This window comes from Bdellovibrionota bacterium, from assembly GCA_035292885.1.
Lineage (GTDB): Bacteria > Bdellovibrionota_G > JALEGL01 > JALEGL01 > DATDPG01 > DATDPG01.
The window spans coordinates 1-9,463 of sequence record DATDPG010000210.1 but is presented as its reverse complement, the minus strand read 5'-3'; the positions used below and the strand labels follow the sequence as shown (position 1 = coordinate 9,463).

Sequence of the window (9,463 nt, the reverse complement as noted above, 5' to 3'; positions counted from 1 at the left end):
AGACCGATGAAAGCAAGTTTCCCGATACGAACGAGACATTTTTCCAGCAGCGATGCATAGGGACACTCCAGGGGCGCCAAAAGAGAAAGAGCGAGGGAGTTTCGGTATGAACAATGTCCAGCACGCGAGAATAGTTCCGGGTTTCTGAATCAATCGACAATTCGGCTTGGGCCTGATCCAACAGGCGGTCGACTTCGGCGTTTGAGAATCCCGAAAAGTTATACCCCTCCGTGACGCGGGTGCTATGGAACAGATCGCGAAGCCGGTCCGCGCTCATGTACGGAGGATAGAAATAGACAACCGCGGACGAATAGTCTCGATCCTTTTTTTTGACGATATCGTCGTGGGATCTTGGAAGTATCGCAACATCGACTCCGATATCCATAAGATCTCGCGAAATTGACTGCGCTGCACGAAGTGAAAGCTCATCGTGACTTGAATAGAGCAGGGGGAGATGAAGGAGTTCTTCACCTTTTTTCCGAATCTGCTCGCCCGCTCTTCGTTTCCATCCTGTTGTGTCCAGAAGATGGTTGGCCAGACGGAAGTCATGGACAAATGGAGTGGGCGATTGAATCGACAAAGCAGAACGAATCCATTCGGGAGAGGGCCCCTTCAAACTACGAGCGAGTTGCAAAAGGCGTGGTCGATCGATAGCGTAGGCCACGGCCTGGCGGATACGTCGGTCGGAAAAAATCTTGGACCGATAAGGGAGTGCCAAAGCGTACCCGTACGGGGGGTCCACCGGGTGATCGACGAGATCCGGGGAGAGCATGGAAAGGGCCTCGGCGTCTGTAAACATATCCAGCAACAGGTCCACCTGGTTTCGAGTCAGACTGACCCACGCTTCTTCCTTGTTAGACATGCGAAGCGCCTCGATCATTTTTACGGTTGGTTTGCCCCGAAAATACTGATCGAATCGCTCAAAACGAGCCACCCGCTCGTCTAAATGGACAAGTCGGTAAGGCCCAGTGGCGACGGGATCCTTCACGAACGACTCCTCGTTGAAGTGGTCTGAAGGGAAGTGCCGCGCCGGCAGAATGCCGAAACTAAGACATCGGGGGAAGGAGGTGTTGGGTTCAGACAGCGTTATCTCTATCTCACGTGGCGAGATTTCGCGGATCGAATCGATCGAGCCAAGACGGTCCTCATAGACCGCAAGGTGCGAATGACGGGCAAGATTGATCGTGTGGATCACATCGGTGGATGTGAGAATAGATCCATCATGGAAAAGAAGGTTAGGCCGAATCCGAACGTGCCAAACCTTCGCGTCCTTGGAATCGATCGATTCGGCGAGGAGCAGGTCTCCTTTATAGTCCTCTACCAATCCGTCACTGACGATGTTCACAAAAGCGGAAGCGAATCCGAGGACGGTTAGTACGGGATTGATCGGCTGAAGACCGAATGGATTTGCGATCCGAAGTACATCCCTCCTTTCGCGCTTCTCAGGTGGAAAAGAGTCTCGCGGCATGCAGCCTGGTGCAAAGAGCATTGAAACGACAATAAAAGACAGGCGCGTCCAGCCCATTCGTTTCCATGACCTCACAGCAGACAAGTGGCACAAGGCTTCGCTCTTGAAAAGATTTTTGCCGGAGGGCAAGACCCTCCGGCAAAATAGTTCTTCTAGAACATGCCGGCATCGTGGCAAGAAGGCCACGGCGGGGGCATCTTAGAGGGAGGTAAATGGCGCTCCCCCTTTCTTACGACTACGGTCTTCTTCTTTTCACTTTTCTTCACTTTCACACGTTCTCCTTTTGTTGGTTGGTTTCACTGGATGAGGACAGAGTCGTTTTGTATTGCTCTCGAATGGCCGCCGGGACGGTCAGATCGAGCAGATTAACCGGACAATTGAATGTCTCCGCTTGGTTGCGATCGAGCGTGAATGTTGCGGCCCGGCATCCTCCTCCGCAGATCGGAAAATATGAACAGACCGAACATTTCGGATGGTTCAGCGGGTCGTGTCGCCGGAAGAAAAGGAACGATTCCGCGTTTTCAGGAGCAATCTCATCCGTAAAAATCGAACCGATTCGGGCGGAGGGTCGCCCGATCAACTGGGCGCAGGGATAGAGGTCCCCCTTGGGGTCCACGGTAAAATGAGAGCCGCGGTGAATTTCACAGGGGCTTCCGTCCAGGGGCGAAGCGGGCTGGTACCCTCCAAGGTGCGCCGTTTCCTGCCACATCCGAACGGTGGACGCGACCTCCGGAGTCATTCTCAGGTCATGGTCTCCGAGTTCCGGATTGATTCGTCGTAGCGGCTGGATCTTCAAGCTTCGAATCGCGGGACGGAAAGAACTTTGCGACAGAACGGGGAGAAGTCTTCCGATACTCGGCGCATCTTTCGGCTCTGCGTTTACGTTGATATCGAATTGGACCAGATTCTGGATCGATTCCAGGTTCTTCCAAATGGTCTGAAAACCGTTTTGGCCGTTTTTGAGCGGTCTCTTTTCATTATGCCGTTCCTCGTCCCCATCCAACGTCACTTTCACGCTTTCGAGTCCAAGACGCGTTAACTCTTCGATCAATTCACGGGAAAGCCGCGTGCCGTTCGTCGTGGCCGCCATTCGAAGTCGCACATTTTGAATCGTCGTGATGCGGTGGAATTCGCGCGCCAGGGCGAGCACGCCCTTCGGATTGATAAAGGGCTCGCCGCCGAAGAACCGCACGAAGAGCTCCGATGGTTTCAAAAGACCGAGCTTTCGTTCCGCCCATTGAACGACGGCTTTGGCCACCGGCTCCGGCATATGCGTTCCCTTGAGGGCCTCGCCTTCAAAACAGTAGGCGCACGCCATGTTGCAGGCGTTCGTGGTCAGAAGCGTGAGATTCATTTGATGCGTGTTTACCCGTACGGCGTCGTACCACTCGCGAATTTCATGATTTTCATCGGCCGTTTGAGGCCGCAAAATCAGCGCTTCGCGGAGGTCGGCGATGAGTTCTTCGTTGTCCGGCGTGAGTGGCTGTCCGGCCAAAGCTTTGCCAATGGTTTCATCGTCTTCGGAATCGATATGAGCGAGGCTCCCTGAAAATGTGTTGTAGAGTAAATACGTGCCATCTTCGTTCGCCACGCGAAGCGTGTATCGGGACAGTTTGAGTGACGCAGAGTCCATCCGTTCGCGGAGGGTTAAGCAGCGGACGTGCCAGACTTTTATTTCTTACGGAAAAGGGATGACTCGTTGAAAGTGCGCGGATTCGCTGGAAAAATTCTCGACGGAAGGTCTCTTTTCAATTCCGTTCATCGCCGCCGTCACGATACGGCGATCAAAAAGTTACCCGGTGGCGTTCACGGGCGGTGCGGGAAAGCGGCGCTGGAGACGGGAAAATTCGCGAGACAAGAATTCGTCTACGCCGGATAAGATCTTGCCATGCGAAGCGGTCTTTCAGCTTGCTTGAATAATCGTGAGGCGCTTGGCGGAAAATTCTTCGGCCGTGAGATGGGTGCGGCGGAGCTTGAATTTCAGCGTCGAAAGAGGGATTTGGAGGTATTCGGCCGCTTTTTTCTGGTTCCCATGAAATTTCCGGAGGGCCTGCCGCAAAAAGTCTCGTTCGAATCGTTCCAGGGAGTCGCGAAGGGAAGGGGTGGGTTCGGAAGCGCTGGTGCGAACTTCATACGGTATGTCGTGAACCAAGACCGGCTCGCCGCGGTTTAATACAGCCATTCTCTGCATGATGTTTTCGAGTTCGCGCACGTTCCCGGGCCACGGGTAACGACAGAGGACCGGCCAGAGATCTTCGTCGATGTCCACGAGTTTCTTCCCAAAGACCTTCAGGTACGAATGGAGGAAGTATCGGCCGAGTGCCGGGATATCTTCGAGGTGTTCGCGAAGCGCGGGTACGCGGATCGGATATACGCGGAGGCGATAATAGAGGTCCTCTCGAAAATGTCCGCACTTCACTTCGTGATCCAGATCGCGGTGGGTAGCCGCGATCACTCGCGCCCGGAGCTTAAGGGTTCGATTTCCCCCTACCCGTTCGAATTCTTTTTCCTGAAGAACCCGGAGAAGTTTGGCTTGAAGCGGCAACGGCATACAGCCGATTTCATCCAAGAAGAGCGTTCCGTCCGCCGCCAGTTCGAATTTTCCCGTATGGGGCGTGTGTGCGCTGGTGAAAGCTCCCCGTTCGTGTCCGAAAAGAATGCTTTCGGCCAGCTCGGCCGGGATCGCGGCCAAATTCACCGAAACAAAGGGACCCGAAGGATTCGATCCCCGGTCGTGAAGTTGCCGAGCCACGACCTCTTTGCCGGTCCCGCTTTCTCCTTCAATGAGAACCGTGGTGGGGAGGGGAGCCACCATTTCGATCTCTTCCAGCAAATGCTTCATGAGAGGTGAATGGTTCGCCATGACGAAGGCTCGTTTGGAGGCTTGAAGTTCCGATGAAAGAGCGAGCAGCTTTCGGTCGACCGTCCGCCGTTCGATGACGTTGTGCGCGACACGCAGGATCTCGTTGATTCCCAGGTCCTTGGTCACATAATCGGTGGCACCGTTCCGAACCGCCTCGACCGCTTTCCGGAGATCGTGAAGCATGGTGACGACAACGATCGCTGGCAACGGGCTTGCTTTGCGTATCAGTGGGAGCAGAGAAAGGCCGTCTCCGTCGGGAAGTCGGAGGTCCAGAAGAATCAGGTCAAAGGATTTGTGATCCAGGAGGTCGACGGCATGTTTCAGCGTGGTAGCGGTGGAAACCTCATGGTCGTTGATCAGCGCCGTGCTTACGGTGTCCAGAAAACTCGGGTCGTCATCTACAACCAGGACGGTTGCGCGAGGAACCCGCAATTACTTGCTCCTGTCTGGAGACTCCTGCTGTATATGATGGCGTTTGATCTTCAGGAGCAACGTGTTCAGGTGGATTCCGAGTTCGTGCGCGGTGACACGCTTGCGCCAATGGTTGCGTTCCAGGGCGGCCCAGAGAAACCTCTTTTCAAATGCTCGGGAAATCCCTTTCAGGGGTCCCGCGGGCGGCAGCGATTCACTGGCGCTCGACGCCTCGGCAAAATGCCAAAGCTCCGTCCGGACCGAATTTCGCAGCGACTCCACCTGTCCCGCAAGCTCGCGGATGTGTGCATCCATTCTTTCCGCTCGTTGCAATTCACGCGTTCGTTCGACCGCTCGCGCCACGATGGAAAGAGTCTCTTCGGCCGGACTGTCTTTGGTGAGGTAGTAAAACGCCCCTTTGGCCATCAAACGAATCGCTCGCTTCAAATCGTGAACGCCCGTCAGGACGATGATATATGGTTCGTTCGACGCCCGTTCGTCAAAGAGAACGTCACCGGATCCATCGGGCAGACGCAGGTCGAGCAGAACGGCGTTCCACCGGGGAATTTGATTCAAGAGACGTCGCGCGTCGGAAAGCGTGTGGACGCTGGTGCACTCGTACGACGGGTCCAGCAGGGTTTCAAGCGTGTCGCACGTGCCCGGATCGTCTTCGACGATAAGAACCCGTGGACGCATTTCCGATTCCCCAAGACGCATCGGCACCAGGGGGATGTTCTACAACAAATTCAGTAAAATTCGCAAGGCGAATGCCTCGGAAACCTTTGCTGCATGTGCTCAATCTTGATGCAGAGAATCAGAACTCCGAACGGAGGGTCCGTAAGGGGGGCGGAAAGGGCCTTCGATTCCCGCGGCATCACACATATAAGGGACCTATGAGCATTTTCTGAAGCTGCTGGAGGGTTCTCGGCAACCCAGATCTTGTGCTTCGAAAAGTCCTCGGTCAGCCGCGTTTCATTCCTTCCGCCGCGCCAACTGATACTTTCCGACGTTTCGAACATGTTCCTCGTACGTCTTGGCAAATGCGTGCGTGCCGTCATTTCGGGCGACGAAATAAAGAAAATCGGTCCGGGCCGGATGAACAGCCGCGTGAAGCGAGTCCGCTCCGGGGTTGGCGACCGGTCCGGGAGGAAGACCGGCCTTTGTATACGTATTATAAGGCGTGGGGGTCTGAAGATCTTTCTTTGTGATGTTCCCATTGAAATTCGGGATGCCGTAGATCACGGTCGGATCGCTTTGAAGCCGCATTCTCTTCTTGAGTCGGTTATGGAAGACGGAAGAGATGATCGCGTGCTCCGCCGGAACGCTGGATTCCTTTTCGATGATCGAGGCGAGCGTGACCCACTGGAGAAGATTTAGATCGAGGGTGGCGGCCTGGCGCTCATCGTCTGGCGTCAGGGCCTTTCGAAAGCGTGCAACGAGCACTTCCAATATACTCCGGGCGCCGTCGATTTTCGAAAATTGATACGTATCCGGAAAGAGAAATCCTTCAAAGGATTCTCCGGGAACCTGCAGCGCATCGAGAAGATCCTTTCGTCGGAGAAGGGACCGAAAATCTTCGAGCGGAACCAGTTCGGCCGAGCCCAGGATGTGCGCCACTTCCTCCATTGTAGAGCCTTCCGGGAAAGTCACTTTGTGAAGGAGGACCTTTCCCTCCACCAGGGTATTGAGGAGTGTGAGAGGGGGAGAGGGGACGTCAAACCGATACTCGCCCGGTTTTAATGCGCTCTGTTTTCTTGTGAGGCGAGCGAGGAGTTTTAATTTCCACGCCGGGCAAATTTCAGCCGCTGAAAGCTGCCGGGCGATTTCCTTCAAAGGGGAGCCCGGTTTAATAAACAGCACTTTCGAATCGCGGACGCCGGGCGGGATGTTTTGAACGAAACTGAGAATGAAAACGGCGGCCGTAGCCGCGGCAAGCGTCGAAAGAATTCCCCAGTACAGCCAGGTGAAGATCGCGCGAACGTGGCTCACGATGGAGAATGACGGCTCTGAAGAAAGCCTTGAAGAAGAAGAGAGGCGGCCATGGCATCCCGGAGTTCTTTCCGTTTAGCCCTCCGGACGTCGGCCTGAATCAATGTTTTTTCCGATTCGGCGGTGGTCATTCGTTCATCCCAGAAGTGGATCGGTTTCCGGAATTCCTCCTGAAGAAGTTTTGAAAACTCTTCGACGCTCCGGGCCGCGGGCCCCGGCTCGCCGTTGAGCTTGCGGGGGTAACCGACGACGAAATCCGACACGTCTTTATCTTTGATGATCTTCCGAAGCTCGTCGAAGAACTTCGAGTCGTGCGGCAAAAAACCGATCGGCTGGGCCGTGAGTCCCAACGGATCACTCACCGCCAGACCGATTCTTTTCTCGCCGTAATCGAGCGCAAGGTATCGCACAGACGGATTGTACACAGGTGAGTGGATCCGGTGAATGGAGGAGACTTACTGAGCCGGGGCCGTGGTGGCGGTGACCTGCCGGAGGAGCCGTGGGGCGATGGCGGCGTCCGTGGGCGACTGACATTTGCCAAGGATCGCTCTGTCCGTGGGCGGATTGGGAGGAAAAAGGCTTCGGCCGTCCAGTTCGGATACCCAAAGCCCGTACTGCTGTGTCACAGGATCGGGGGTTTCGTCGGCGATCAAGACAAATTTCGGATCGGGGCCCGGATCCATCGCGATCGCGACCGGTTTGCCGTTGTTCGGAAGAGGAAAGCCATCATCAAAACGCTGAGCCAGGACGGCGGCGTCGCTGTCCGTGGAGTAGACCTTTACGCGATTGTTCACGAGCGCGATGATGTCGTCCGAAAAGGGTTGAATCGCGAAATCGGTAAACCGGCAGTTGAAGCAGCCGCTTCTCTCCAGCGGGCCGCGATACCCGAGGATCGGGGCGACCGTTCCCGTGCCCGGAGCCAGGAGCATCGAAGGTCCCGAAGTGGAATCTAAAAAGCTGACCACATGTTCGTTCGCGGCCAGCTTGATCGCCTGACCGTTGATTCGTTGTGAGCCGACGCCGCTAAGTTGATAGCCTTCGACGGTTCCGCGGGTGATGACGTGATCGATCAGAGCTGGGTCGCCCGGGAAACAACCGCGGGTGAACGACGAACTGACCCAAGACTGTTGCGGCATTTCATCCCAGTCCATGATGTAGCCGATGTTGCATAGATCGACGCGCCCCACATTGGAGGCCAGGAGAAACCAACGGGTGAGTCCGGTGTCGGGATCGGGGGGTAACCATGCGGCCGCCGTCGCGTGGCCGCCGAATCGATCGTGGAACGGGTCAAAGCGTGAAGGTTGGGGAATCCCTGTGCCGTACAGAAGATCGACCGTCCGCGTGCGGATCACCGAAAAACCGCCGCCGTTTAAAATCAAAGCGACATCCCCCCAAGGGGTGGCGCCGACGGCGATTTCCGTCGGTTTCGAACCGACGCGAATCGGCTCGTAGGGAATGAGCGTGCTGCAGCTTCCGGTCGGGCGGCCGAACATCCGGACCTGGTCGCGAAACGTTTCCGTCACGTAAATCACGCTTCCATCGCTCGAAAAGGCAACCTGACTCCGCATGTTCTGAACCGTGCTCAAGCCGTCGATCGCGACGCCGGTCGAGACCAGCTGGCCCTTTGCTCGGCCGGTTTCAAACTGACCGCCGAGCGTGGCCGCATACGAACGGTCATAATTGGCGAAGGGGAGAGGGTTTTCGGAAACGCTGAGGAGGGAAACTTGACCTCGTTGGCCGACGTAAGAACCGACTAAGTTCTGGTCGCCCATTCCCGGAAAACTTGGTGTTCCAGAAATGCCCGTCGAGCCCGGTACGCCGCTTTGGATCGCTGCGGTGTCCATGCGGCTTTGATAACCGGAGCGTGCGGAAAGTCGGCTTTGCGATGGGACCGAGGCCGGCGACGTCGCACCCGGCGGTAATTGAGGAACGCCCGCGCCCGGCACGGATGAAATCGGCGTCCCGCCGCCGGCACCCTCGCCAGGATATCGACCGCTGTTGGTTCCTGAAGCTCCCGCCGAACAGGTATCTTGCGTCAAAACGACGGCGCACCGTTCGCCGGCGTTAAATGGATAAGTGGTCCCGCCCAGAAGATTCGACTGGGTTCGGTCCCGGCCGCTCGAACATCCGATCGCCACGAGCGCCAGGCCGACGGCTCCGGTAAGAAGGAGTAAGCGAAAAACGAGAATCTGCGAAGCGACACGACGCGTCACGGAGACGGACGTATCATTTTTGACGGTCTGCATCAATAGGGGCTCCTTGCACGGGGGAAAACTTCAAGGAGCATGCCACGCACGCATTCACCGGAATGAATGAAATACTTAATAAATACAAATGCTTGTGTATGAAACCCTGGGCCGAGAATGGAAGGGCGCTGCCCAGGTCTTGTCCCGCTTGTGTCGCCCGCGTCCCGTAAACCCCGGAATTGCGTTCCCAGCAAGAGGACGGAATAACCGCCCGGCCGGGTCCGCTATTTGGACGGCTTTCCTGCTTTGCGGAAGACGCTCACTCGGCTAACGTCGCCAAACGATGGAACTCCATCGTACAAGTCCTCCTTCCAACTCCGACGGACCGTCGATTGCATGGCTCGATCGGAATCTTTCTCCCATGAAACGGCTCGCCATATTCTTGTCGACGGCAGGTGGAGCTGGGCACTCGCCGAAAGCTCCGGGCACCGCCGGATCTCTGGTCGGTCTCGCGGTGTTCTGGTGGATCGCCCGATTACCCCTTAC

The 9,463-nt window shown here is 56.1% G+C and carries 8 protein-coding genes; 1 reads left to right on the top strand and 7 read right to left on the bottom strand.

Translation table 11 applies throughout. From position 1 onward, the window contains the following. Together VI895_15075 and VI895_15070 are read right to left on the bottom strand one after the other, a co-directional pair. Positions 1-1,468: ABC transporter substrate-binding protein (locus VI895_15075; protein HLG21120.1), on the bottom strand; the 1,468-nt coding region annotated here is incomplete at its 3' end. Between the two features lie 268 nt (positions 1,469-1,736). Beyond that, positions 1,737-3,059, bottom strand: coding sequence for a radical SAM protein (locus tag VI895_15070; protein HLG21119.1), 1,323 nt, complete (start codon positions 3,057-3,059; stop codon positions 1,737-1,739). A 114-nt stretch (positions 3,060-3,173) separates the two neighbouring features. Between VI895_15070 and VI895_15065 the strand changes: the two genes are divergently transcribed. After that, positions 3,174-3,347: a hypothetical protein gene (locus VI895_15065; protein HLG21118.1), complete on the top strand. Its 174-nt coding sequence runs from the start codon at positions 3,174-3,176 to the stop codon at positions 3,345-3,347. A gap of 24 nt (positions 3,348-3,371) precedes the next feature. Here VI895_15065 and VI895_15060 read toward each other — a convergent pair whose 3' ends face one another. From VI895_15060 to VI895_15040, 5 genes are all read right to left on the bottom strand, one after another. Continuing rightward, positions 3,372-4,763 (bottom strand): sigma-54 dependent transcriptional regulator, encoded by a 1,392-nt coding sequence (locus VI895_15060; GenBank protein ID HLG21117.1) that lies wholly within the window; start codon positions 4,761-4,763, stop codon positions 3,372-3,374. Continuing rightward, the gene (locus VI895_15055; protein ID HLG21116.1) at positions 4,764-5,438 is read right to left on the bottom strand and encodes a response regulator; all 675 of its coding nucleotides are present in this window, start codon (positions 5,436-5,438) and stop codon (positions 4,764-4,766) included. Positions 5,439-5,714: 276 nt separating this feature from the next. After that, entirely contained in the window at positions 5,715-6,731 is a 1,017-nt protein-coding gene (mltG, locus tag VI895_15050; protein HLG21115.1) for an endolytic transglycosylase MltG, read from the bottom strand. After that, entirely contained in the window at positions 6,728-7,141 is a 414-nt protein-coding gene (gene ruvX / locus VI895_15045; protein HLG21114.1) for a Holliday junction resolvase RuvX, read from the bottom strand. The genes mltG and ruvX overlap by 4 nt, the downstream gene beginning before the upstream one ends. 45 nt (positions 7,142-7,186) lie before the next feature. Continuing rightward, a complete protein-coding gene (locus tag VI895_15040; GenBank protein HLG21113.1) occupies positions 7,187-8,977 on the bottom strand; it encodes a hypothetical protein in 1,791 nt (596 codons plus the stop codon). Positions 8,978-9,463: the final 486 nt, after the last annotated feature.